At 33.6% G+C, this 25,375-nt stretch carries 27 protein-coding genes; 23 read left to right on the top strand and 4 right to left on the bottom strand.

The window, feature by feature from the left end; genetic code table 11:
* Positions 1–4 precede the first annotated feature (4 nt).
* From LUU93_RS07800 to LUU93_RS07760, 9 genes are all read left to right on the top strand, one after another.
* A complete protein-coding gene (locus LUU93_RS07800; protein WP_232680004.1) occupies positions 5–679 on the top strand; it encodes an RloB family protein in 675 nt (224 codons plus the stop codon).
* Between the two features lie 21 nt (positions 680–700).
* Complete coding sequence (locus LUU93_RS07795) at positions 701–1,585, top strand: DMT family transporter (RefSeq protein WP_073485877.1); 885 nt, start codon at positions 701–703, stop codon at positions 1,583–1,585.
* 319 nt (positions 1,586–1,904) lie between these two features.
* Entirely contained in the window at positions 1,905–2,615 is a 711-nt protein-coding gene (locus LUU93_RS07790; protein ID WP_232680002.1) for an HAD family hydrolase, read from the top strand.
* A complete protein-coding gene (locus LUU93_RS07785) occupies positions 2,612–3,244 on the top strand; it encodes a chloramphenicol acetyltransferase (RefSeq protein ID WP_232679984.1) in 633 nt (210 codons plus the stop codon). Before LUU93_RS07790 ends, LUU93_RS07785 begins: the two co-directional genes overlap by 4 nt.
* A gap of 108 nt (positions 3,245–3,352) precedes the next feature.
* Positions 3,353–4,483 (top strand): OmpA family protein, encoded by a 1,131-nt coding sequence (locus LUU93_RS07780; RefSeq protein ID WP_232679983.1) that lies wholly within the window; start codon positions 3,353–3,355, stop codon positions 4,481–4,483.
* A gap of 160 nt (positions 4,484–4,643) precedes the next feature.
* Positions 4,644–6,101 carry a hypothetical protein gene (locus LUU93_RS07775; RefSeq protein WP_232679982.1) on the top strand — a complete coding sequence of 486 codons (1,458 nt, stop codon included), beginning with the start codon at positions 4,644–4,646 and terminating at the stop codon, positions 6,099–6,101.
* 94 nt (positions 6,102–6,195) lie between these two features.
* Positions 6,196–6,714, top strand: a complete 519-nt coding sequence (locus LUU93_RS07770) for a ferritin (RefSeq protein WP_232679981.1) — start codon at positions 6,196–6,198, stop codon at positions 6,712–6,714.
* A gap of 83 nt (positions 6,715–6,797) precedes the next feature.
* Entirely contained in the window at positions 6,798–6,983 is a 186-nt protein-coding gene (locus tag LUU93_RS07765; protein ID WP_232679980.1) for a hypothetical protein, read from the top strand.
* A gap of 91 nt (positions 6,984–7,074) precedes the next feature.
* Positions 7,075–7,767 (top strand): DUF2461 domain-containing protein, encoded by a 693-nt coding sequence (locus LUU93_RS07760; protein WP_232679979.1) that lies wholly within the window; start codon positions 7,075–7,077, stop codon positions 7,765–7,767.
* A gap of 80 nt (positions 7,768–7,847) precedes the next feature.
* Here LUU93_RS07760 and LUU93_RS07755 read toward each other — a convergent pair whose 3' ends face one another.
* A complete protein-coding gene (locus tag LUU93_RS07755) occupies positions 7,848–8,180 on the bottom strand; it encodes a single-stranded DNA-binding protein (RefSeq protein ID WP_232679978.1) in 333 nt (110 codons plus the stop codon).
* Positions 8,181–8,356: 176 nt separating this feature from the next.
* On the opposite strand from LUU93_RS07755, the gene LUU93_RS07750 reads away from it, so the two are divergent.
* From LUU93_RS07750 to LUU93_RS07740, 3 genes are read left to right on the top strand one after another with little or no spacing between them, the layout of a single operon-like run.
* Entirely contained in the window at positions 8,357–9,880 is a 1,524-nt protein-coding gene (locus tag LUU93_RS07750) for a carbon-nitrogen hydrolase family protein (protein WP_232679977.1), read from the top strand.
* 3 nt (positions 9,881–9,883) lie between these two features.
* Positions 9,884–10,231 (top strand): hypothetical protein, encoded by a 348-nt coding sequence (locus LUU93_RS07745; RefSeq protein ID WP_232679976.1) that lies wholly within the window; start codon positions 9,884–9,886, stop codon positions 10,229–10,231.
* 9 nt (positions 10,232–10,240) lie between these two features.
* Positions 10,241–12,637: a M28 family peptidase gene (locus tag LUU93_RS07740; protein ID WP_232679975.1), complete on the top strand. Its 2,397-nt coding sequence runs from the start codon at positions 10,241–10,243 to the stop codon at positions 12,635–12,637.
* A gap of 255 nt (positions 12,638–12,892) precedes the next feature.
* Here the strand turns inward: LUU93_RS07740 and LUU93_RS07735 are convergent, their stop codons facing one another.
* Positions 12,893–13,288 (bottom strand): rhodanese-like domain-containing protein, encoded by a 396-nt coding sequence (locus LUU93_RS07735; RefSeq protein WP_232679972.1) that lies wholly within the window; start codon positions 13,286–13,288, stop codon positions 12,893–12,895.
* 146 nt (positions 13,289–13,434) lie between these two features.
* On the opposite strand from LUU93_RS07735, the gene LUU93_RS07730 reads away from it, so the two are divergent.
* From LUU93_RS07730 to LUU93_RS07680, 11 genes are all read left to right on the top strand, one after another.
* Entirely contained in the window at positions 13,435–14,337 is a 903-nt protein-coding gene (locus LUU93_RS07730) for a LysR family transcriptional regulator (RefSeq protein WP_232679971.1), read from the top strand.
* Entirely contained in the window at positions 14,322–14,771 is a 450-nt protein-coding gene (locus LUU93_RS07725) for a GNAT family N-acetyltransferase (protein ID WP_232679970.1), read from the top strand. The genes LUU93_RS07730 and LUU93_RS07725 overlap by 16 nt, the downstream gene beginning before the upstream one ends.
* A 163-nt stretch (positions 14,772–14,934) precedes the next feature.
* Positions 14,935–15,768 (top strand): NAD-dependent epimerase/dehydratase family protein, encoded by an 834-nt coding sequence (locus LUU93_RS07720; RefSeq protein WP_232679969.1) that lies wholly within the window; start codon positions 14,935–14,937, stop codon positions 15,766–15,768.
* 154 nt (positions 15,769–15,922) lie between these two features.
* Complete coding sequence (locus LUU93_RS07715; RefSeq protein WP_232679968.1) at positions 15,923–16,399, top strand: methylated-DNA--[protein]-cysteine S-methyltransferase; 477 nt, start codon at positions 15,923–15,925, stop codon at positions 16,397–16,399.
* Between the two features lie 177 nt (positions 16,400–16,576).
* Positions 16,577–17,290 (top strand): 3'-5' exonuclease, encoded by a 714-nt coding sequence (locus LUU93_RS07710; RefSeq protein WP_232679966.1) that lies wholly within the window; start codon positions 16,577–16,579, stop codon positions 17,288–17,290.
* A 92-nt stretch (positions 17,291–17,382) separates the two neighbouring features.
* Positions 17,383–18,456 carry a winged helix DNA-binding domain-containing protein gene (locus LUU93_RS07705; RefSeq protein WP_232679964.1) on the top strand — a complete coding sequence of 358 codons (1,074 nt, stop codon included), beginning with the start codon at positions 17,383–17,385 and terminating at the stop codon, positions 18,454–18,456.
* Positions 18,457–18,567: 111 nt separating this feature from the next.
* Positions 18,568–20,007 (top strand): nucleoside recognition domain-containing protein, encoded by a 1,440-nt coding sequence (locus tag LUU93_RS07700; protein WP_232679962.1) that lies wholly within the window; start codon positions 18,568–18,570, stop codon positions 20,005–20,007.
* Positions 20,008–20,010: 3 nt separating this feature from the next.
* Positions 20,011–20,187 carry a hypothetical protein gene (locus LUU93_RS07695; protein WP_232679961.1) on the top strand — a complete coding sequence of 59 codons (177 nt, stop codon included), beginning with the start codon at positions 20,011–20,013 and terminating at the stop codon, positions 20,185–20,187.
* Between the two features lie 3 nt (positions 20,188–20,190).
* A complete protein-coding gene (locus tag LUU93_RS07690; RefSeq protein WP_232679959.1) occupies positions 20,191–20,934 on the top strand; it encodes a hypothetical protein in 744 nt (247 codons plus the stop codon).
* Positions 20,935–21,153: 219 nt separating this feature from the next.
* The gene (tnpA, locus tag LUU93_RS07685; RefSeq protein WP_232679957.1) at positions 21,154–21,615 is read left to right on the top strand and encodes an IS200/IS605 family transposase; all 462 of its coding nucleotides are present in this window, start codon (positions 21,154–21,156) and stop codon (positions 21,613–21,615) included.
* Positions 21,616–21,908: 293 nt separating this feature from the next.
* Complete coding sequence (locus LUU93_RS07680) at positions 21,909–23,513, top strand: fumarate hydratase (RefSeq protein ID WP_232679955.1); 1,605 nt, start codon at positions 21,909–21,911, stop codon at positions 23,511–23,513.
* A gap of 126 nt (positions 23,514–23,639) precedes the next feature.
* On the opposite strand, the gene LUU93_RS07675 is transcribed toward LUU93_RS07680, so the two are convergent.
* Together LUU93_RS07675 and dinB are read right to left on the bottom strand one after the other, a co-directional pair.
* Positions 23,640–24,140 carry a PAS domain-containing protein gene (locus tag LUU93_RS07675; protein ID WP_232679953.1) on the bottom strand — a complete coding sequence of 167 codons (501 nt, stop codon included), beginning with the start codon at positions 24,138–24,140 and terminating at the stop codon, positions 23,640–23,642.
* Between the two features lie 95 nt (positions 24,141–24,235).
* Positions 24,236–25,318, bottom strand: a complete 1,083-nt coding sequence (gene dinB, locus LUU93_RS07670; RefSeq protein WP_232679950.1) for a DNA polymerase IV — start codon at positions 25,316–25,318, stop codon at positions 24,236–24,238.
* Positions 25,319–25,375: the final 57 nt, after the last annotated feature.

Raw genomic sequence — 25,375 nt, 5'->3', positions numbered from 1 at the left:
TGAGATGAATAGAAAAAAATATTCACTAGCAGATTACAATAAAGAACAAGGAGATCGTGACGCTACAAAATTCTTTATTGTATATGAAGGAAACGTAAAAGAACCTAATTATTTTGAGGCTTTTAATGAAACTTTTTTAGATAGGAAAACAGCTTATATTCATCATATTTTAGAAAACAATACTGGTATAATAGGAAACACACCATTAAAATTAAAAGAAAGAATCGAGTCATTTATTAATAATCCTCCTAGAGACATTAAAGTTACTCCAACATTCGAAGATAAGTTTAGATTGATTCTTGATGTTGACAAGCATCCGGGAGAACAAATAATAGAAGTTAAAAATTTTTGTGACAAGTTAAATGATGCAAAATTATTTATAAGTAATTATTGTTTTGAGGTATGGCTATGGGCACATTTAGAAGATTTAGATAAAATAGAATCTACTAAATCCAGCGAGATAAAAACAGAATTAGGAACTATTCAAACTGGGATTTATCCATTTTGTTTTATGGACATAAATCTCATAAATGATGCTATTCAAAGATCTAAAATTGCTGACACCAACAAAGACAGTTACTTTCCGGTAATAAAATCTACAAAAATATATTTATTAATAGAAGAGCTTTTACAATATTCAATAATTAATACCCCTGTTATAAATCCAAAAACAGTATAATACTAGAATAAAATACACCTAATGAAAATTACCAAACCAAGATTAGCTTTAATCTGCGGTATACTCTGCATTTCGATTTTTCCTATATTGGTTAAATTACGTTTAACGCCAGGATTAATTTCTGCTTTTTACCGAATGTTTTTCGCAGTTGTTTTGCTTTTGCCATATGTTGTTTTAAGTAAAAACTTTAAACTTCCGAGTTTAAAATTTGCACTTTTGGCAATGCTTTGCGGGGTTTTATTTTCTTCGGATGTTGCAGTTTGGAATATTGCCATTCAGGATTCGAGTGCAACTCAGGCTTCTTTATTAACAAATTTATCTCCGGTTTGGGTAGGAATTGGTTCTTTTTTATTTCTGAAATCAAAACCAGCGACAAATTTCTGGATTGGTACAATCGTTTCTTTATTCGGAATGGTAACTTTAGTTGGATTTGAGTTTTTTATCGATCTCAACTTCAATCAGGCTTTTCTGTTTGCTGTTTTATCCGGAATCTTATATTCGATTTATCTTTTAGTCAGTAAAAATGTACTTTCTCAAGTCGATGTTTTATCGTTTATGACCATTAGTTTATTGGCTTCGAGCGTTTATTTGGGAATTCTTTGCTATTCTTTAAACGAACCTTTTACAGGATTTTCAAATACAGGCTGGTTTGTACTGGTTCTTCAAGCCGTAATTTGCCAATTGTGTGCCTGGCTTTCGATTAGTTATGCCACGCAGCACATGCGTGCAACCAGAGTTTCATTGAGTTTATTGAGTCAGGCTGTAATTACCTCTATTTTAGCTTGGTTATTTTTAGAAGAAAAAATAACTTTACAAATGGTTTTCGGCGGAATCGTTTTGCTTTTCGGAATCCGAATTACTTTTTATGATAAGACAATTTCTTTAAAAAGACTGTTTTCTAAATAAATTGACCCGCGGATTTTACGGATTAAACGGGTTTACGCAGATTGATTTTTCTAATTAACTTCTGAAAGTTCTCACGCAGATTGAGCAGATTTATTTTTAAAAAATCTTAAATCATTTATTCCCAAGCTATTGGAAAGACAAGAAAATTAGTGGAAATTAGTGCAATTCGTGGCGAAAAAAAGTTTCACGCAGATTTGAGCAGATTTAAAAAATCTTTAAAATCATTTTAATCTGTGGCAAAAAAATTAGTGCAATTCGTGTAATTCGTGGCAAAACCTGAAACTTGAAACAAAAACAAAAAACCTGAAACAAAAAACATATGTTACACAAAAGCAAAATACCAAACTTAAAAGTAATCGCATTTGATGCCGATGATACTTTATTTGTAAACGAACCTTATTTTCAGGAAACAGAACACAAGTTTTGTGCTTTGATGGAAGATTATCTTTCGCATCAGGGTATTTCGCAGGAATTATTTAAAATCGAAATTGCAAATTTATCTTTGTATGGATACGGAATTAAAGGTTATATTCTTTCAATGATCGAAGCGGCAATGAACATTTCAAACAATACAATTCCGGTTGAAGTGATCGAAAAAATAATTCAGTACGGAAAAGAACTGCTTGAAAAACCAATCGAATTGCTGGACGGAATCGAAGAAACGCTGCAGGCTTTACACGGTAAATACAAATTGGTAGTTGCCACAAAAGGCGACTTAAAAGATCAGCACAGCAAACTCCACCGCTCTGGTTTGGGACATTATTTTCACCATATCGAAGTAATGTCAGACAAACAAGAAATTGATTACGAGAAACTTCTTGGCCGTCTAGATATTCAGGCACATGAATTTTTAATGATTGGAAATTCATTAAAATCAGATATCCTGCCTGTTTTAGAAATTGGCGGTTATGCCGTTCATATCCCATTTCATACCACTTGGGAACACGAAAAAATAAACCATAAAGTCGAACACGAACGTTTTAGTTCATTCGAAAAGATTACAGAAGTAGTCCATAATTTAATAAAATGAAAACACTTTTAGACTTAGAAAACTGGAACCGAAAAGAGCATTTTGCACATTTTAAACAAATGGAAGAACCATTTTTTGGTGCAACTGTCGAAATTGACTGCACCAAAGCTTATGAAACTGCCAAAGAGCTTAACGTTTCTTTTTTCATTTTCTATTTACATAAAACGCTGACTGCCGTAAATGCGATCGAAAATTTTAAGTATAGAATTGCCGAAGACAAAATATACATTAATGATCGCATAGATGTTTCGGCAACAATTGGCAGGGAAGACGGCACTTTCGGATTTTCATTAATTGAATACAACCCTGATTTTAAAATCTTTGAAAAAAATGCCTTGACAGAAATTGAACGTGTTCAAAATACAACCGGACTTTTCACCCGATCTTTTAATGATGATAATGTAATTCATTTTTCGGCAATTCCGTGGTTGAATTTCACATCGCTTTCACACGCCAGAAGTTTTACATTTCCGGACAGCTGTCCTAAAATTTCTTTTGGCAAAATGATAACATTTGAGACAGGAAAACGCACGATTGCGATGTCTGTTCACGTGCATCATGCTTTAATGGACGGCTTACACGTAGGTCAATTTGTGGATATGCTTCAAAATCAGATGAATAAAAAATAATACTAATCTTACTTTTTGTCTTATTTTAATACTATAAAACCTTTTACTGGAATAGCTAAGCGATATTAAATTTGTTGGTTTGGGGAAAATTTAAAAACTCAAATTACAATGAAAAAATCTGTAATTATTCTGGCATTTGCTTTAGGCTTAACGGGCGTTAATGCACAAACAGAAAACAATAGTGCAAAAAACTTTAATCAATGGTCTGTCGAATTTGGAGCAGGTTTCAACAAACCTCAAAAACCATTTTCAAATGGCAATTTTACAAGCACACCAAGCCCATGGGTTGGTGATCTTGGAGTACGTTACATGTTTAATAACAAATTCGGTTTAAAAGCTGATTTTGGTTACGACAGTTTTACTAACAAAGGCAGCTCTTTAGATTTTGATTCAAGATACTATAGAGTAGACTTACAAGGTGTGGCTAACTTAGGTCGTATCATGAATTTTGAAACTTTTACTAACACAATTGGATTATTGGGACATGCTGGTTTTGGTTATGCTCAATTAAGAAGCGACAATTTTAGAGGAGCAGACGAAATGACTAACTTTATTGCTGGTGTAACCGGACAAGTAAAATTATCAAACAGAGTTGCTTTAACTGGAGATTTCTCTACAATCTTTAATGCATCACAAGATCGTACTTTTGATGGAGCAGCAATTCCAGGAAACAGAGGTTTCTCAGGATTAATTTTCAATGGTACTGTTGGATTAAACGTTTACTTAGGTAAAAACGCTAAACATGCTGACTGGACTGTAGTTTCTGAAAATGTTGATCTTTCTGCGTATGACAGCAAAATCGCTGATCTTGAAAACAAAATCAAAAACATGCCAGAAAAACAAGTTGTCGTAGAGAAACCTGTTACAAATAATGTGGTAACAGACAAAGATATTGTTAGAGATATGATCAATGATAAATACTACAGTGTTTATTTTGATTTCAACAAATCGACTCCAATTGAAAACTCAACAGCTGCAATTGATGTTATCTTAAATTACTTAAGAAAAAACCCATCAGCGTCTCTTGATGTTATTGGATATGCTGACCAAGTTGGAAAAGCAGAATACAATGAAAAACTATCAAATGCAAGAGCAGAAAATGTTAAAAAGATTTTAACACAAGCTGGAATCGCGTCTTCAAGATTAAATGTTGTTCCTGCAGGTGCAGATACATCTGTAGAGAAAAACTCAGAAGAAGCTAGAAGATTAGCTAGAAGAGTTACTTTTAGAGTAAAATAATTTCTTTAAAAAGTAAATAATTCAAAAGCCCGAAAGTTAATTCTTTCGGGCTTTTTTTTTTATTCTTTTTTATTTCAAAATCAATTTCCTGCTTTCTATGCTTAAATCATAATCTCAATAATTTCATTAAATTTGGAATAATATTTGCCCATAAAAACTCATGAAAAAACTTGTACTTTTTTTGCTTTTACTTTCTAAATCAGTATTGTTAAGCCAAACAGTATTGAATTCATTTCCCTTAAATTTAAACAATCCTCTTGAAGATGGTCAAATTTTAAATGTCGAAGATGTAAAAACGCATGATATTTATGTTTTTGCGGCAGATGATAAAAAGATCAATGTTTTAAAATACAATAAATCGCTATTCCTCACCAATCAATTTACAGATTCTATAAAAAATATAGAAAACAGAACATTAATTGGCAGCAGTATTAACGATGATGGTAATCCCTTGCTTTATTGGAGTTCACAAAATTCAAGAAATATCAGAATCGTTAAATATTTTTTGGAAACAAAAACTTCGCGATCTTTAAATTTCGATTTTCCAGAAGGCAATGAATACATTATAACGAGTTTTCAAAAAAACAATAATTTTTACGTTCTGGCCAAAGAAAAAAGCCAGCAGCATCTCCTGCTTTATGAATTTAAAAATGGAAACTGTGAAATAAAAATGTTCGACTTTTCTGATTTTAAATTTCAAACCGAAAAAGGACAAAATTTGACTTTTAGCTCACTTATTCGATATTATCCCATTCAAAAAATGGAATTAAATGATTTTAATCCTCTTGATAAAGCTTCAAACATAAACAAAATGTATGTTCTCGACGATCATATTATTTTGACATTTGACTATAGTTTTAAAAAAACACAGGTTTTCGATCTTAACATAAAAACACTTGAAGTTACAGAGAAAAATTTTGATCAGCCTGTTTCTCTCAAAACCTCTAAAACTTCCAATTCATTTTATAATCAAAACAAACTCTATCAAATCAAGGCCAATAGCGAGGAGTTTTTGTTTGACATAAAAGATTTTGAGTCAAGTAAAATGATTAAAAACATTTCGTTATCAAAAAATGACACCATACGTTTTAAAAATTCTCCTTTATTTCTTCAGGTAAACAATAATAAGCCTCAGGAATTAAAAACTACGGCTAAATTCCTAAAACTACTATCAGATTTAAGTGTTGGAGTTTCTGTTTTAGAGAATAAGAAAAACAATTATATAACATTTGGCGGCTATATAGAATACATTGTTTCTAATTTTGAGTACGGGCAAAATGATTTTTATGATGCCGGAAATTCGTATTATTCGCAAAACAAAATGGTTTTCTTTGATGCCGTAATGAACGAGAATAATGATTTTTCGACTACGGTAAAATCAGAACCTCTGGCAATTGACAACATTTTCTATTATTTAGGAACCAATAAAAATGTATTGCTTCAAAATATTATAAAACTAAAAGACTACTCTATTTTGAGCTATTATGACGACACTCAAAAGCAATTTATAATTCGTAAATTCACAGACGGCTTTATTAGGGAAGATAATGGAAATCCAATTATGAATAAGGCTGTATTTTCAAAACCGGCATCTTTTGGGCAAATTAAAGCCCGTTAAATTTATTGAGAATTAATCCAAATGTCTCAATGTTTTAGCGGTTTCAAAAAATGGTTTGAATTATTTTTTCTAATTTTACAAAAAAGACATCATTATGCTATCAAAAAATATTGAAACAGCTTTAAATAAGCAGATCCGCATAGAAGCAGAATCTTCGCAAACTTATCTTTCTATGGCTTGTTGGGCTGAAGTACACGGATTAGAGGGAATCGCTCAATTTATGTACACACAATCAGATGAAGAGCGCGCACATATGCTTAAATTAGTAAAATATGTGAACGAACGCGGAGGACACGCTCAGATTACAGATCTAAAAGCGCCAAAAACATCTTATAATACATTTAAGGAAATGTTTGAGGAACTTTATAATCATGAACTTTTTGTTTCGAAATCTATCAACGAATTAGTGCATATTACTTTTGAAGAAAAAGATTATGCAACACATAATTTCTTACAATGGTACGTTTCTGAACAAATCGAAGAAGAAGCAACAGCTAAATCTATCTTAGACAAAATTAACTTAATTGGAGACGACAAAGGCGGACTTTACTTGTTCGACCGTGATATTCAGCAATTAACAGTTACAAGCTCAATTGCCATTAATCCAAAATAAAAAAAGTTAAAGTTTATTTAGAATATTTAAAAATAACTTTTTTCGTTTATATTTGTCCCTGTTTTTAATAATACAGAGGAAAATTGGGCAAGAAAGAAAAAGACACGGACAAAAAAAAGGATAAAAAGAAAAAAAAGAACGCAGCTATCCTTGATAAAATTAAGAAGATTGAAAACTGTAAATCTTCTTGTTGTGAGAAATATAAGAAAAGTGAAAAGAAACGCTGCTCACGCTGTCCTATGTTTGATTTATTTAAAAAAACTGCTTAACGAAATATAGAAAACCCACCAAGAAATCTGGTGGGTTTTTAATTTTAATTATATTCGTCTTTTGATTTTAAAAAGAGTCTTCTATTCCATTATGAAAAACCAAATCACTATACCAAAATCGAGTCTTGATTTTTTATATCAGCTCAAACAAAACAATAACAAACCCTGGTTTGAAGAGAATAAACCAAAATATTTAGTCGAATTAAATCACATTGAAGCATTTGCAGAAGCCCTTCTGCAGGAACTTTCAAAAACTGATGTTTTAGAAACTCAATCTGGAAAAAGAAGCGTTTATAGAATTTATCGCGACATTCGTTTTTCTAAAGACAAAACTCCATTTAAGGCTTATTGGGGCGGAAGTTATAAAAGAGCCACAAGCGCACGACGAGGTGGATATTATTTTCATATCGAAAAAGGAAACACTTCGCTAATTGGCGGTTTTTGGGGGCCAAATGCTGCTGATCTAAAACGAATAAGAAGTGAATTTGCCCACAATCCTGAAGCATTTAAAGAAATATTAAACTCAAAATCTTTTAAAAGCACTTTTGGAGTCTTGCAAGGCGAACAGCTTAAAACAGCACCAAAAGGTTTTGACAAAGATCATGAAGCCATAGATTTACTTCGTTTCAAACAATATTTGATCATCAAGCGATTTACAGATGAAGAAGTTCTGAATCCGCAGTTTTTAGAACAGGCTTTAGAAACTTTCAAAAACATGAGACCCTTTTTTGATTATATGAGCGAAGTACTTTCAACGGATATAAATGGAGCTTCGGTTTTATAGACTGTAATTATATTTTATCGCAAAAGTTAAACCCGACAGATTTTAAAAACCTGTCGGGTTTGGTTGAGCTTAATCAACGATTATTTACTCAGCAGTAAAATCTCATTTACAACAACTTCGGTAACATATCTTTTTTCTCCATTTTTGTCATCGTAACTTCTGTGCGTTAACTTTCCGTCTACTGCCACTTCTTTACCTTTCACTACAAATCTCTCAATGATTTCGGCTGTTTTTCCCCAGGCCGTAACACGGTGCCATTCAGTTTGTTCTACCTTTTCACCTTTATCATTTTTGTAAGTTTCATTTGTTGCGATACTCAAATGAGCCAGTTTTTTTCCGTTTTCTAATGTTCTAATTTCAGGATCTTGTCCTACGTTACCAATTAGTTGTACTCTGTTTTTCATTGCATTCATGGCGTATACTATTTAAATGTTCATATATAAATTCGCTGATTAATTTCAACGAGGCAAAGGTGCGGCCGTTCTCCTAAATTATTCGGCTGTAAACTATTTACTTTCGGTTGTAATTATTTGTAAGCGTTTGTAAATGGAATTTATTTTTGCTACATTTGAGATAAATCCTACGATATATGCAGACGGAAATTAAAAAAGTAGAGTTACGAAACCTTGCATTTGAAGATTACAAACAATTGAAAAATTCAATGGTAGAATCGTATCCTGAAATGGCCAACAATTATTGGAGATCAACTGATATAAAAAAATTACTCAAAATATTTCCCGAAGGACAATTGGTAATCTTGGTCGACGGCGTTGTTGTAGGCTCGGCATTATCGCTTATTGTCGATGAAAAGTTAGTTGATAAAAGACACAATTACAGACAAATTGTTGGCGACTATACTTTCTCGACTCATAATCCCGACGGCGAAATTTTATATGGAATTGATGTTTTTATTCATCCGAACTATCGCGGACTGCGTTTAGGCCGACGCCTTTATGATGCCAGAAAAGAGCTTTGCGAACAATTAAACTTAAAAGCTATTGTTTTTGCCGGCCGGATTCCGAATTACAATCAATACTCAAAAAAGTTTACGCCTAGAAATTATATTGAAAAAGTAAAAGATAAAGAACTTCATGATCCTGTTCTTTCTTTTCAGTTAAGCAATGATTTTCACGTTCTTCGCATCATCAAAAATTATTTGGAAGGTGACGAAGAATCAAAAGAATTTGCGGTCCTTTTAGAATGGAACAATGTTTATTATGATGAAAGCCCGAAATTGATTAATTCTGAAAAAAGTATTATTCGATTGGGATTAATTCAATGGCAGATGCGCCAGCTCAATAATGTTGAAGCACTTTTTGAACAGGCCGAATTTTTTATCGATGTTGTTTCCGGTTACGGAAGTGATTTTGCCTTATTCCCAGAACTTTTCACGGCGCCTTTAATGGCCGATTTCAATCATTTGTCTGAAGCCGAAGCAATTCGGGAATTGGCCAGACACTCAGATCCAATTAGAAAGCGTTTTCAGGAATTTGCTATTTCGTACAATATCAATATTATAACCGGAAGTATGCCGCACCTGGAGAATGGTGTTTTGTATAATGTTGGTTTTTTATGCAAAAGAGACGGAACTTCTGAGATGTATTACAAAATCCACATTACCCCAAATGAAGTGCATCATTGGGGAATGAAAGGCGGATCTGAATTTAAAACTTACGATACAGACTGCGGTAAAATTGGAATTTTGATTTGTTATGATGTCGAATTCCCGGAGCTTTCAAGATTATTAGCAGATGAAGGAATGAACATTCTTTTTGTTCCGTTTTTAACCGATACACAAAATGCGTACACTCGTGTCAAACATTGTTCGCAGGCACGAGCCATCGAAAATGAGTGTTATGTTGCCATTGCCGGCTGCGTTGGAAACCTTCCGAAGGTAAACAATATGGACATTCAATATGCACAGGCTTCGGTTTTTACACCTTCTGATTTTGCTTTCCCAAGTAACGGAATCAAAGCAGAAGCAACTCCAAATACCGAAATGACACTGATTGTTGATGTCGATTTAGATTTATTGAAAGATCTTCATGAACACGGAAGCGTACGAATTTTAAAAGACAGAAGAACAGATTTATATCAAATTAAAAAAACGTAATAGATGAGAACATGTCTTGAATGCTCTGAAAAACTTGTAGGCAGGGAAGATAAAAAGTTTTGCTCAGACAATTGCCGAAATGCCTACAACAATAAAATAAACAAAGACAGCAACAATTTCATGCGAAATGTAAACAACAAATTACGAAAAAATTACCGTATTTTGTCAGAGCTAAATGTTGACGGAAAATCAAAAGCAACAAGGGAGAAAATGATTAATAAAGGTTTTGATTTTGATTTCTTTACTAATATCTTGCAAACCAAAACAGGAAACACCTACTATTTCTTGTACGACCAAGGATATCGCTCTTTGGACAATGATTATTTTATGCTTGTTAAAAAAGAAATTTAGTTATTCATCATGAGAAAAAACCCCACCTCGATTCTGGCAGTTGTCTTAATTCTAGCCATTTTAGGTATCATTTATGCTACAATGATGCCTCAGTATATATCTAAAAATGACGAGGCACTTGCTGATTTTTCTACTGAACGAGCTTTAAATCAAGTCGAAATTATCGCTCAGAAACCGCATTATGTGGGTTCGACAAATCATGAATTGGTAGCTAATTATCTTAAACTGGAGCTAAACAGAATTGGATTAGAAACGAGTGTTCAGGAAGGTTTTACTCTTAATGACAAAGGGATTTTAGTAAAATCTAAAAATATTCTTGCAAGAATCAAGGGAACAAATAATTCAAAAGCACTTTTGTTGCTTTCTCATTACGACAGTGCGCCGCATTCTTTTTCAAAAGGTGCAAGCGACGATGCATCTGGAGTTGCCACAATACTAGAAGGAATCAGGGCTTTTTTATATGCTAAAGAACCTCAAAAAAATGATATTATTATTCTTTTTTCAGATGCTGAAGAACTAGGTTTAAACGGCGCGGCACTTTTTGTAAACAAACATCCTTGGGCAAAAGATGTTGGTTTGGTTTTAAACTTTGAAGCAAGAGGAACTTCTGGACCAAGTTATATGCTGATGGAAACCAACAAAGGAAACCAGGCGCTTGTACAGGAATTTACAAAAGCAAAAGCCTCTTACCCGGTATCAAACTCATTGATGTACAGCATTTATAAAATGCTTCCAAATGATACTGACTTAACCGTTTTTAGAGAACAGGGAAATATTCAGGGGTTTAATTTTGCTTTTATCGATGGGCATTACAATTATCACACACAGCAGGACGATGTTCAGCACTTAAGTAAAATGACTCTCGCGCATCAGGGTTCTTATTTGATGCCATTATTAAGATACTTCGCAAATGCTGATTTAAATCAGACTGCTTCAACTGAAGATTATGTTTATTTCAGCGCTCCGTTTTCTTTCATAAGTTATCCGTTTTCATGGGTAATGCCAATGACTTTAATCGCTTTTGGTTTGTTAGTAGTTTTCCTGTTTATTGGAAAAGCCAAAAGAATGATTACTTTAAGAGAAATATTTAAAGGATTTGTTCCTCTTTTAGGGTCTATAATTATAGCTGGTTTAGTAACTTTTTTAGGATGGAAAATTATATTAGAAATCTATCCGCAATATTCTGATTTATTAAACGGTTTCACTTATAACGGCCATGCTTACATTGGTGCATTTGTAACATTAAGTATTGCGATTTGTTTTGCCTTTTACCATCATTTTTCTGATGCTAAAATCACAATGAACCATTTCGTAGCACCATTGTTACTTTGGATTATAATAAATGCATTTTTAGCAAACAGTTTAACCGGGGCCGGATTCTTAATTATTCCTGTTTATTTCGGAATTCTTTTATTTGGAATCTTCGTTTTTACGCAGCATTACAGTTTGGGCTTAAATTTAATTTTCAGTATTCCGGCTTTAGCTATTATTGCACCGTTTATTATCATGTTCCCTATTGGTTTAGGATTAAAAATACTTTTTGGAAGTGCAGTTTTAACCGTTCTTCTTTTCGGGTTATTATTACCAATTTTTAATACTTTCTTTAAAAAAGGAGCCTGGATTATGGTTTTCTTCGCCGCTTCTATTTGCTTTTTTATCTATGCTGGATATAATTCAGGATACGAACATGGAAAAGCAAAATCAAACAGTTTGCTTTATGTTTATAATGCCAATACAAATTCTGCACTTTGGGCAACTTATGATGTAAATCTTGACGATTGGACTAAATCGTATTTAGGAGAAAAAAATCAAAAAGCTCCAGGTTTAAATAGTCTTCCAATTACCAGCAAATACAATTCTACGTTTACACACAGTGCGATTGCTCCAGTTATTGATGTTCCAAAACCAACAATTGCATTTTTAAAAGACAGTGTTATTGGAAATAACAGATATTTAAAAATCCAGATAACTCCAAATAGAAAGGTAAACCGTTATGATATTTATGCAAATCCAAAAATGACGTTTTACAACTTTAAAGCTAACGGCGTTTCAACTTCTGGCGAAAAAACAAATCGTTTAGAACGCGACGGAGTACGTGTTCTGTGTTATTATGTTGTAGGGAACGAACCGCTTGTTATGGATTTCTACATTAATAAATCGTCTATTTTTGATATGGATCTAATTGAAAGTTCATTCGATTTGATGACAAATCCTTTATTGAAAGTGAAACCAAGAAGTGACTGGATGATGCCAACGCCATTTGTTTTAAATGATGCCGTTATGGTTCAGCAGAAAATCAAGAGATATACCCCTCCCGTAGCCCCGCCTGTACAGCCAGCGCCAGTTCAGGATAGTGCCGTAATCGCAAAAGACAGTTTAATAAAACCGGTTATAAAGCCTGAATAATAAATATATAATTTGGAAGGTCCAGATTTAACAACGTTATTCCTTTTACTATTTGTTTTATGCTGTATCATGTATAGATCATTGAACTCTAAAAAAAGTTTTTCAAAAAAAGATTTTTTCCTTCAATATGATTCTATTAATCAAACCATTTACCTTCTAATTGGAATTATAATTGTAACTGTAGTAATAATAAAACGATTGGCAGATCTTTACATATAAAAAAGCAGACTTTGGATTAAAAGTCTGCTTTTCTTTTTAACAAGCACATTCGATTTTTAAGCCTGTTTTAATTCCTTTTGCGCCTTCAGTTGCATATCCGTCAAACTTCCACCACTCGATTCCGCCAATTAGTTCCTTTACTTTAAATCCTAATTTTGTCATATTCAAAGCCCCTTTAGTCGAAGCGTTGCAGCCAATTCCGTCGCAATACGTAACATACAAAATATCTTTATCTAAATGTTTTGTTGTTTCTGCGGACATTTCGCGATGCGGAATATTAATCGCACCCGGAATATGTTCTGCTTCAAACCCAAAAGCTTTTCTGGCATCCAGCGCCATTACTTTTTCACCATTATTCAAAGCATCAAATAAATCAGACGGATCCATTTCGAAAGCCAGTTTATGCTCGTAAAATTTAATTTGCTCTTCCATTTTTCTATAGTTTTAGTGATTTTGTTTTTTCAAAAGTAGCAGCTCATTCTATATCATAAAAACGAAAAGAATTCATGAACCGCATTAGTTTTTTTCATGCAAAAGCCAGTCTAAAATTTTGTTCCTTTGTATATAAATCTCAAAAAATGGAAATACGTCATTTAAAATTGATAAAAGCAATTGTTGAAGAAGGAAGCATTACAAAAGCAATTGACAAACTTCATTTAACACAATCGGCTTTGAGTCATCAGCTCAAAGAAGCAGAATATCAATTGGGTACAGCCATTTTTTTAAGAACAAACAAAAAACTGGTCCTCACAAAAGCAGGCGAAAAAGTATACGAATTAGCAAATGAAATTCTCGATAAACTTTCGCAGACACAATCACAGATCAAACAAATGGTTTATGGAGAATATGGCGAAATCAGAATCAGTACCGAATGTTTCTCGAGTTATCACTGGCTTCCGCCAGTTTTAAAACAGTTTCACCTTTTATACCCAAATGTTGAACTAAAAATTATAACCGAAGCGACACATATTCCGCTGCAAAAACTTTTAGAAAACACGATTGACATTGCCATTGTAAGCGATACAATTAAAGACAATCATATAAAATATACCGAGCTTTTTCAGGATGAAGTTGTGATGGCGGTTTCAGAAAATCATCCTTGGGCAGATAAAAAATATGTCGTTGCCGAAGATTTCATCAACGAACATTTAATAATTCATTCCCTTCCGATGGAAACCGTTACAATTCATCAGTTTGTTTTGGCTCCAGCCAAAGTAACGCCGAAAAAGGTAACACCGCTTCCGTTAACAGAAGCTTCTCTTGAAATGGTAAAAGCCGATATGGGCGTTATGTCGATGGCAAAATGGGCATTGCAGCCACATTTAAAGAATAATCCAATTAAAGCGGTAAAAGTGGGCAAAAATGGCTTGAAACGTAAACATTTCATAGCAACGAGAGCAAACGAAACCTATCCGGATTATTTTCAGCATTTTATTAATTTTCTACAAAACGAAATTAACCTGCAATGGAATATTCAATAAGGAATTGTGAAATAGGCGATTTACCGAAACTAGTTATTCTCTGCCAAAAACACGCTGAATTCGAGAAAGCTGATTTTTCTCCAGAAGGAAAACAAGAAAAATTAAAAGAAGCTATTTTCAGCAAAAAACCAAAACTGTTCTGTTTAGTCGTTGCTGTAAAAGAAACAATTGTAGGTTATGTTTCCTATACTTTTGATTATTCAACCTGGGACGCCGCCACTTTTATGTACATGGATTGTTTATTTCTGGAAGAAGAAGCCCGCAGTTTCGGAATTGGAGAAGTTTTAATTGAAAAGCTAAAAGAAATTGGAACAAAAAATAACTGCCTCAACATTCAATGGCAGACTCCTGAATTTAATACAAGAGCAATTAAATTTTACAACAGAATTGGCGCAAAAGGAAAAGACAAAGTTAGATTTACACTAAGTTTGTAAAATTAAAATATCCGGTTTTCGTCAATTTTGTCATCCTGAGGAACGAAGGATCACACCAGAAACTCAACAAAGATTGGCGACTTAGCATGGGGAGCTTCTTGTGCGATCCTTCGTTCCTCAGGATGATAAGCTACTGCGTATAACCTTTGAACCTCAAAAAGAAATGATAAAAATAAGCATATTAGGCTGCGGCTGGCTCGGACTACCTTTAGCAAAAAAATTAATCGAAAAAGGAAATTCGATAAAAGGATCAACGACTTCTGAAAATAAACTTTCTATTTTAAAAGACGCTGGAATAAATCCATTTCTTGTCATCCTGAGCGAAGTCGAAGGAATACTTGAAAATGGAGATAGTTCTAAAAACATTACTGATTTTTTAGCCGAAAGCGAAATCCTGATTATTGACATTCCGCCAAAATTGCGAGCTGTTTCTTCAGATTCAAACAAGGCTTTTGTTCAGAAAATCGAAAACCTAATTCCGTTTATAGAGAAATCAAGTATTTCCAAAGTCATTTTTGTAAGCTCAACTTCGGTTTACGGAGATGAAAATGAATTTATTACAGAAGAAACAACACTAAATCCTGATACCGAAAGTGGAAAACAATTGGTTTTAGCAGAAGCAATTCTTCAAAAAAATCAAAACTTCGAAACCACAATCCTGCGTTTCGGGGGATTAATCGGTGAAAACCGACATCCGGTTAAGTTTTTAGCTGGAAAAGAAAACCTCGAAAATCCCGATGCTCCAATAAATTTAATTCATCAAAATGACTGCATCGCTATTATTGAAGAAATCATAAACCAATCCAAATGGAATGAAGTTTTCAACGTCGCTGCACCTTTTCATCCAACAAGAGAAGATTATTATACTCAAAAAGCCAAAGAACAAAACTTAGTTTTACCAAAATTCAGTTCTGAAAAATCAAATATCAAAAAGATTATTTTAAGCGAGAAAACCGAAACCATTTTAAATTATCAATTTAAGCTGGAGAATTATTAATTAAACCATATAAGTTATATAAGTTCATTTAACAAGGTTGCTAAACTTTGTGTCCTCAAACAATAAAACTTAAATTACTTACATTAACTTATATGGTTAAAAAAAACTTTGCGAACTTTGCGATAAACCTTAGTGCCTTTGCGGTAAAAAAAATATGGAAACAGTTTATGTTAATTCGCCTTTAGGAATCACCAAAATAGTTGGAGATGAAGATGGTATTGCAGTAATCTCTGTTTCTGATGCTGGAACAAACGAAGTTTCAAAGAAAATACCAAAAGTTTTAAAAGATGCTGTTTCACAGCTTGAAGAGTATTTCGAAGGAAAAAGAAAAGATTTTGATTTAAAACTAAATCCACAAGGAACAGAATTCCAACAGAAAGTCTGGAAAGCATTACTGGAAATTCCATACGGAAAAACGGTAAGTTATATGGATCAGACTAAAAAACTGGGCGATATAAAAGCAATTCGTGCGGTTGCATCAGCAAATGGTAAAAATCCGCTTTGGATTGTCGTTCCCTGCCACAGAGTTATTGGCACAAATGGTTCATTGACCGGTTACGCCGGCGGATTGTCCCGCAAAAAATGGCTTCTCGAACACGAAAGTCCTTCTCCACAACAGAGTTTGTTTTAAAAAGTGTTCGCCACGAATTTCCACTAATTTTCTTCTTTCATAATTATGATTCAAAAAATCTCTTTATTTGAAGAAAATTCATTCAATTAAAAAATTCGTGTCCGAAAAAATCAAATTATTGTACATTTATATCCACAAAGAATTAGTGAAAATTCGTGAAATTCGTGGCAAAAAAATATGATTGAAAAAATAAACCTTAATAACATTCTCTTTCTTGATATAGAAACCGTTCCGGAGGAAAAAAACTTCAATTCTCTTGATGAAGAAATGAAGTCTCTTTGGGATTTAAAAACGCAGTATCAGCGAAAAGACGATTATACGCCGGAAGAATTTTACGAACGTGCCGGAATTTGGGCAGAATTCGGAAAGATAATTTGTATTTCGGTTGGGTATTTTACAATCAAAGGCGATGTTCGAAATTTTAGAGTGACTTCCTTTTTTGGAGAAGAAAAAAAGATCCTGAAAGACTTTAATAATCTGCTGAACAATCATTTCAATCAGCCGCAGCATCTTTTATGCGGACATAACGCAAAAGAATTTGATATTCCGTTTATCGCCCGCCGAATGATTATCAATCAAATCGCAATTCCAGATAAGCTGAATTTATTTGGCAAAAAACCTTGGGAAATTGCACATCTTGATACTTTAGAATTATGGAAGTTTGGCGATTATAAGCATTTTACGTCACTAAAACTATTGACAAAGATTCTTGGAGTTCCATCGCCAAAAGGCGATATTGACGGAAGTCAGGTCGCACACGTTTATTATGTCGAAAAAGACATAGACCGAATTATAACGTATTGTGAAAAAGATACAATCGCCGTAGCGCAGATTTTCCTTCGATTACGTCGCGAAGATTTATTGATTGATGATGAAATTATTCATGTCTGATTTTTGAGAAACAAAGGTGCAAAGGTTCAGAGGGACAAAGTTTTATTTATAATGAACTTATATAACTTATATGGTTTAATAAAATATTAAAGATGACACATCAGGAAATTTCACATCATCGTCTTGTTTCGCAAAAGCTGTATAAAACAGACAAATGTTCTCCGCAGCAAATCGTACACCATTTTGGCGCAATGCAGGCTCAGGATTATGCAATGGCAAAATGGGCAGTAGGTTCCCGTTGTGATTCTACTGAAAAAGAAATTGAAGAAGCTATAAACTCGGCACAAATAATAAGAACTCATATTTTACGGCCAACCTGGCATTTTGTTTCTGCTGATGATATTTACTGGATGCTCGATATTGCGGGACCTCAAGTAAAAAAAATGACTATATCCGGGGCTAAAAAATTTGGTTTTGATGCTAAAAAACTAGATCAGGCTAATAATTCCATCGAAAAACTATTGTCTGGAAATAATCATTTGACCCGAGATGAAATTATGCAGGAACTTGACATTAAAAAAACTTCAAAAGAAGATTTTCTAAGTGCTGCGATTATGATGCATGCTGAACAAGATGGTTTGGTTTGTAACGGCAGAATGAAGGGTAAAAAAATCACATATGCATTACTTGAAGAACGAGTTAAAAAACCTAAAACGCAATTAACAAAAGAAGAAGGTCTGGCAAAACTAGCCAAACGCTATTTTGAAAGTCACGGTCCGGCAACTTTGCTTGATTTTTCGTGGTGGTCTGGTTTTCCGCCTACTATTTGTCAAAAAACCATTGATGCAATTAAGTTGCAATTAGAGTTTATTGAAATTGAAAATCAAAATTATTACTTTGTAAATCAAAATATTAAAAAGGTTAACTTCAAGGAAAGCATTCACTTTCTTCCTGCTTTTGATGAAATTTTGATTTCTTATAAAACCAGAGAAGCTTCTTTTTTATCTGAACATCAAAATAGAGTTTTTACCAATAATGGCATCTTTAAACCGATAATTCTTGAAAATGGAAAAGTGATTGGAATATGGAAACGAGCTATTAAAAAAGACCATGCCAAAATCGAAACGGAGTTTTTTAATGAAACTGAAGATTCTAAAAAACAAATTCTGTTTGAAGGAATTAAAGCTTTTAAAAACTACTTAGAAACTAAAATTGTTATCGAATAATTTAAAATTTCACTATAAAGTCTGCACTTTCTTAGAAATACTTCTCCTTTGTGGAATAAAATCTTTGTGCATATTCTGCCTAAATAATTACATTTACAAAAAAATAGCATTATGGTATTAAGTAGATTTTGGTTAGTTATTTTTATTTCTTCGATTGTTTTTATTGTAGTCAGTTTATTTACTGCCAATACTTATACGATTGATTCTGTTTTAAATGGAAAGAAAGACGATCCTGTTTTAGTTTCTGAAAAATATATTCATGAACTTCCGGCTTTTCTTAGAGACAGCATTAAAAAAGCACCGGATCAAACCATGATTATCAATCGTGACACACTTAATGCTGACACGACTTATGTTTATAAAAGCAAGACTGTAAAAATATACAGCGGTCTTCAAAAATCTGATGGTTTACTGCCAACTTGTAAAAGTACTTTAGTTGATTTAATCCTGCCGCTTATTGCCTATTTGGCTTTCTTCTGTGGATTAATGGAACTTTTAATCGTTTCCGGAGCTTCTGGAAATCTGGCAAAACTATTAAGTCCTGTTTTTGTAAAAGTATTTCCAAGTATTCCTAAAAATCATCCTTCAATATCGTACATGACTTTAAACTTTGCTGCCAATTTCCTCGGATTAGATTCGGCTGCAACTCCATTTGGATTGAAAGCCATGGAAAGTTTACAGGAAATAAATCCCGATAAAGACAAAGCGAGCGATGCGCAAATCATGTTTATGTGTCTTCACGCTTCAGGTTTAACTTTAATTGCTACTTCGATTATCGGATATCGTGCGGCTGCAAATGCAAGCAATCCTGCCGATGTTATGCTGCCTTGTATCATTACTTCTTTCATCGGAACTATTGCTGCGTTTTTAATTGTGGGAATTAAACAAAAAATCAATTTCAAAAGCGCTTCTCTTCTTATCGTCTTAATGGGATTAATTGCCGCCATTGTTGGTTTGCTGATGTATGTTAATCATTTGGACTTAATTGGAAAAAACTATTTTACCTCTAACCTTTCGGGATTAATTTTAATTGCCATTATTGCTTTTACTTTGATATTTTCATTTAAAAACGAAAAGAAATTCAGCGAAGCTAATACAACTGTTTTTGACACTTTTGTCGTTGGTGCAAATAATGGTGTTAAAACCGGAGTTACTATTTTTCCTTATGTTTTGGGAATGCTGGTAGCTATTTCTTTATTCAGAAACAGCGGTTTATTTGAAATTATCAGCGACGGAATTGCATTTATTTTTTCGAATATGGGAGTAAGTAAAGAAATCACAAATGCGTTACCTGTGGCCATGCTTCGTCCTTTTAGCTCTGCTGGTTCCCGTGGATTCTTAATTGACTCGATGAACACTTTTGGAGCCGATTCTCTAACGGCAAGATTAAGCAGTATTTTTCAATGCAGCGCCGAAAGTACTTTTTATGTAATCGCAGTTTATTTTGGTTCGGTTAATATCAAAAATACCCGTTATGCGTTAGGCACCATGCTTTTAGTGGATCTTATTTGCGTGATTACGGCAATTTTTGTGGCAACTTGGTTTTTTTAAATTATGTGGCATGTATCAAAATTAATCTGTTTGCTTATTGGAAATGGTCTTAAATGGATTTATTATGGAGGAAAAAAGCCAATGAGTGAAGTTGCAAAAGAAGACAATGAGATAATTGGATTTGTAATAATCGCTTTTATTTTCTTCTTTTTATATTCATCTAACAAATCAAAAATATAATTAATGAAATTGAAATATCTTTTCATTCTATTAGTTTTTACAAGCTGTCAAAAAGAACAAAAGACAGCTCAAACAGCTGATTTAAATCATACGCAAATTCCAGAAATAGCTGTTGCAGATACAAAAGAAGCCGAAGAACGCTCCCTAAAAACAGACACAATTCTTCTTTCAAACGAAAAAGATGCTGAAGTGACTCATATCTTAGCCAATCTTATCGATCAAAAAGCAGACAAAGACAGCGTTATTACTTCAAAATTCAGACTTGACTTTTATCGGAATAAAAACAAAGCAGCATCTTCAAAAGTTAGTATTAGAAATTACGAAAAAGGTTCTGAATGGAGCGGATCTAACGGATTGACATATTCTTCAGATAAAAATTCTTCTTTTATAAAAATTGATTTCGGATATCCGGCTTGTGGATATACGTACGAAAACTATCTCTATTATTTCAAAAAAGGTAATTTACAGCTTGTACATCAATGGCAATCCATGTCAGACAGCGGCTGGGGAACCTGGACAGAATTTATGGGGGATGTTTCGGGAAAAGATCCTGAGAATTTTTACTGCAAAATTGTTTCTTATGGTCCAACAGACGACGATTCTGAAGATTCGGGAATTGTAACTTATTCTGACTCGACTTCATTTTCACTAAAAGGAAATCATTGGAAAAAGAAATTACTGTCGGCAAAAGACAAACCTTATTTTGAAAAGAAAATGACTTTTAACGAGTTTCACCGGCAAGATTAAACACACAAAAACTGGACTGAAGTCCAGCTCTACAATATTGATCGAGCCGTTGGCTCTTTTTTAGTTGTGCAAACAAGATAATGGATATAAAGTTCCGCAGGAACGATTCATTTTGTAGGGCTGGACTTCAGTCCAGTTCAAATATATAAATGAAAGGTTTGATTTTTTTTGTAAGAAAATTTATATTTTTATAAAAATTACAACCGTTAATAATATAAAATGTCAAACACCTTTCATCAAGTTTATATCCAAGCAGTTTTTGCAGTTAAGTATAGAGAAGCACTAATTACAAATGATTGCAAATCTAAAATATTAAGCGTAATAGGAAATCTAATAAATGAAACTGGCTGTAAAACTATAATAGTAAATGGAACTGAAGATCATGTTCATTGTCTTCTAGCTCTTAAACCAACTGTTTCTGTTTCGGATTTGATGAAAGTTGTAAAAGGCAAATCTTCAAAATACATCAATGATAATAAACTGACAAAATACAAATTTGAATGGCAGGAAGGTTATGGTGTATTTTCATATAGTAAATCTCACATTGATGCTGTTTATAAATATATTGCCAATCAAGAAGAACATCATAAAAAACAAACTTTCAAAGATGAATATTCCTCATTTTTAAATAAACGTGATGCTAAATTTGATGAAAGATGCATTTTTGAAAATTTAATATAATTCTAAACCATACCACATCGATCTAAACTGGACTGAAGTCCAGCCCTACAATATGAATCGTTCCTGCGGAACTTTATGTGAAATTATCATCATGCTTGATGTTATACAAATGGACTGAAGTCCAAGCCTACAAAATAGACAGTTCTTCCAGAACTGGAAAAAAAAGAGCCAACGGCTCGAACCATATTGTAGGGCTGGACTTCAGTCCAGTTTAAATATAATAAGCACGTACAAGCCCCTTATTCAAATTCTTTCTTAGATAAATAATTTCTAACTTTGTAAAAAACAAAGAAATGATTGATTTTATATACCAAGATCCTTACCCAATTTTAAAGGATGATACGCAGTACCGCAAAATTACTTCTGATTTTGTAAAAGTGGAACAATTTGGAGAACGCGAGATTTTAACCGTTGATCCAAAAGGTCTAGAATTACTGGCTGAAGAAGCCTTAACCGATGTTTCGTTCATGCTTAGAACGACACATTTGCAAAAACTAAGAAACATTCTTGATGATCCTGAAGCAACAGACAATGATCGTTTTGTAGCTTACAATTTACTTCAAAATGCTTCGGTTGCTGCCGAAGGTCAATTACCAAGCTGTCAGGATACGGGAACAGCAATTGTAATGGCAAAAAAAGGCGAAAGTATCTTTACGGGTGTTGATGATGCTGAATGGTTAAGTAAAGGAATTTTCAATACGTACCAAAAACGTAATTTACGTTATTCTCAAATTGTGCCAATTTCGATGTTTGAAGAAAAAAATTCAGGATCGAACCTTCCGGCGCAAATTGATATTTATGCTAAAAAAGGAACTTCTTATGATTTTCTTTTTATGGCAAAAGGTGGTGGTTCTGCAAATAAAACTTACTTGTATCAACAGACCAAATCGCTATTAAACGATAAGTCTATGGATGCTTTTGTAAGAGCAAAAATTAAAGATTTAGGAACTTCGGCTTGTCCTCCTTATCACTTGGCTTTGGTTATTGGGGGAACTTCTGCGGAAGCAAACTTAAGTGCTGTTAAAAAAGCATCTGCAGGATATTATGATCATTTGCCGACTTCTGGAAATATGGCAGGTCAGGCATTTCGTGATTTAGAATGGGAAGCACGAGTTCAAAAAATCTGTCAGGAAAGTGAAATTGGAGCTCAGTTTGGAGGAAAATATTTCACACATGATGTTCGTGTAATTCGTTTACCTCGCCACGCTGCTTCATGTCCGGTTGGATTAGGAGTTTCTTGTTCTGCCGACAGAAATATCAAAGGAAAAATTACAAAAGACGGAATCTTTGTTGAGCAGTTAGAAGTAAATCCAAAACAATTTTTACCAGAAACAGCTCCGCATTTAGAAGCTCCGGTTGAAATTGATTTAGATCAGCCAATGGCAGATATTTTGGCTAAACTATCTCAATATCCTATTAAAACACGTTTAAAGCTAAACGGAACTGTAATTGTTGCCCGTGACATTGCACACGCAAAAATTAAAGAATTATTAGATGCCGGAAAACCAATGCCGGAATACTTTAAAAACCATCCGGTATATTATGCAGGGCCGGCAAAAACTCCGGAAGGAATGGCTTCAGGAAGTTTTGGACCAACAACTGCCGGACGTATGGACGTTTATGTAGATGAATTCCAAAAACATGGCGGAAGTATGATTATGCTTGCCAAAGGAAACCGTACTAAACAAGTTACAGATGCCTGCAGCAAATATGGCGGATTCTATTTAGGCTCTATTGGAGGTCCAGCGGCTATTTTAGCGCAAGATAATATACTAAAAGTTGAAGTTGTTGATTTTGAAGAATTAGGAATGGAAGCCGTTCGTAAAATCACCGTAAAAGATTTCCCTGCTTTTATTATTACTGATGATAAAGGAAATGATTTCTTTGAAAATTTATAAGTTTTTGCCACAAAGGCACTAAGACAGTAAGATTTCTTAAAATAAAAACCGCCCAATGAGGCGGTTTTTATTTATGTCTTACTTAAAAATTTCTTTGTGTCTTAGTGCCTTTGTGGCATTAAAAAACTAAGCGCTTTTATCTTCTTTTTCAAAAGCTATAAAATGCGATATCTCTCCTTTCAAATTATAAATTGGAGTTGCATCGACACTGCATTTATAAGTTCTGCCGTCTTTTTTATAGTTTTGGATTGTTTTCTTAAAAGGTTCTTTCAATTTTATTGCTTCTTGAATTTCTTTCAAAACAGTTTTACAAGTCGCCGGACCCTGAAACATTTTAGGTGTTCTGCCTAAAACTTCTTCCTCATAATATCCTGTCATTCTCTTGATTCTGTTTGATGCAAAGACGATTTTTAAATCTAAATCGGTAATAAGAACTACTTCGTCTTTAATTCGTTCCTCGATTTTAAGGTTTTTATCGTTCCAGGTAAATTGACTTGAGATTTTATTTACCTTTTTCATATCGGCAAAAAAGGCCTTCAATTCATTTAAATACTCATAATGAAGATCTAAGGCCAAAATAGGCACCCAAGTCCGGTTTGTTGATTCTTCAGAGCTATTCTTTTTCATATTAAATGAATTTTAGAAATCCTTTCTCTCAAACTTACAACTAAAGTTACAAAATAAATTACGGGAAAACCTCATTTAGTAAATTTTTACTAAAATTAAAATGCAAACTTTAATTGTACCACAACGGCCTTTTTTTCTTCGTTATTCAGGTTGTTGAGCGAAATTCCAAGCAATCGAACAGAATCTTTCATTTTTTCCTGATACAGCAGTTCTTCTACAATCTCCATAATCAAACTTTTATCTGAAATAAAATACGGTAATGTTTTACTTCTTGTCTGCTGGGTAAAGTCGCTGTATTTGATTTTTAGTGTAACTGTTTTACCCGAAATATTGTGTTTTTTTAGTCGCTTTTCTAATGAAACAGCAATTCTTTCCAACTGTTCAAGCATGAAGATTTCTGAAGATAAATTAACATCAAAAGTATGTTCTGCAGCTACAGATTTAGTAATTCGATATGACTTTACTTCGCTGTTATGAATTCCGCGGACTACTTTATAATAAAAAGCTCCGGATTTCCCGAAATGTTTTTCCAGAAATTCCAGCGATTTACCTTTAAGGTCCAGTCCGGTAAAAATTCCGAGCTGGTACATTTTTTCAGTAGTAACTTTACCAACTCCATAGAACTTTCGAATTGGCAATTCTTCCAGAAAAGGTATAATTTCGTCTGGATTTACCGTTTTTTGTCCGTTTGGTTTATTGACATCACTGGCAATTTTGGCCACAAACTTATTTACAGATATTCCTGCCGAAGCTGTCAATCCAACTTCATTTAAAATCCGGAGTCTGATTTCCTTCGCTAATAAACTGGCACTTGGATTTCCTTTTTTATTTTGGGTTACATCGAGATAAGCTTCATCGAGCGAAAGCGGCTCAACTAAATCTGTGTATTCGTGAAAGATTTTATGGATTTTAGAAGAAATCTCTTTATATCGGTCAAATCTAGGTCGCACAAAGATAATTTCAGGACAATATTTTTTCGCCAAAACACCGCTTATGGCACTGCGTACACCAAATTTCCTGGCTTCGTAACTTGCTGCTGAAACTACTCCTCTATTTTCTGAACCTCCAACAGCAACAGGTTTCCCGCGTAGAGCAGGATTATCCATCTGCTCTACCGAAGCATAAAAAGCATCCATATCAATATGGATTATTTTTCGATATGTTGGCACATCTGACATTATGCAAATTTAAACAGTAAAGCAATAAAAAGAACGCTGCCAATAGTTATAAATAGT

The organism is Flavobacterium soyae (assembly GCF_021245985.1).
Taxonomy (GTDB): Bacteria; Bacteroidota; Bacteroidia; order Flavobacteriales; family Flavobacteriaceae; genus Flavobacterium; species Flavobacterium soyae.
Note: the sequence above shows the minus strand (reverse complement) of the source record. Positions and strands in the feature narration are given on the sequence as shown.